Here is a 1004-nt window from a genome sequence, read left to right on the forward strand (position 1 = left end):
TGATAACGGTAAAGTGTGGATTGATGTCAGCAGGCTAGAGCCTGGAAGCGATGGGCAGGCTATTTATGCAGCTGTAGCAAATTACGCTTACAACACGCATAAGGTGTTTGTTGGCGACCCAAATGGGTTGTCAAGGGCTGCCGTATTCAGGCGCACCAGCAATATGCTGTCATCGGCGTTGCGCTTTGGCACAACTGATCATCTGGATGCCGCGCGCGAACAGATAAAAGGTGACGTTCCGAATGGTATTGAGCCTTTAAACTGGCATGGGAAAAGCATTGACAAGGTAGAGGCGTTAATCCATACTTTTGTGACCACGGCAGAAAACCTTGCGCCGGAACTTCGGGATTACCATTATGACTTTGACACAGCAACATTCAGAGACGCTCAAGGTGAACCCGTTTCTACTGATACGTTATCCGCCATACGACGTATTGACGGATCAGGAATGGATGGATCACCGCGACTTGGTGAGGCGACAGCACGTCGCGCTATACTGCTTAAAACCCTCATGGGTGTTGAAGGCTCAGAGACATCCGGACGGCGAGGAAGCATACTGGAGCAAGTTCTCCGTTGGGGGGATTCATCTACTCCCAGAAACTTCGACGCCCTTTTCTCTCGAAGAGCTAAAGAAGATGACCTGCATGGAAATAGTCCAGAAGGCGCAAGCGCTGGCGAATCAAAGCCACTCGTAAAACTTCCCGGCCATGACATGATCGAGGCGACCAAAGGTATGGTTGCCAAGCTCATCAACGAAGGCCAACTTGCCGTTGCGCCGATGGCGGCAGGAGGTAGCGATCAAGCGCGCGCCCTTGCCAAAGATTACGCCAACAAAGAACGTCTGGCGCAGCATGAGTGGACACGCCTGGACAGCCTGATCACCAAAGATTTCACCGAAGAACAACAAGTCAAGATGTGGGACGCCGCTGATCAGGAAAATGACCTGCGCAGGGAAGGTAAGACATCGCCAGCCATGGGCTTGAATAGCCTGAACGCTAAAGAGC

The 1004-nt window shown here is 51.9% G+C and carries 1 protein-coding gene; it reads left to right on the forward strand.

Annotated elements, in window-relative coordinates:
• Positions 1-1004 (forward strand): hypothetical protein (locus B7Y67_RS19390; RefSeq protein WP_293600031.1); only part of this gene is annotated, 1004 nt, incomplete at both ends.

Source organism: Polynucleobacter sp. 35-46-11 (genome assembly GCF_002281105.1).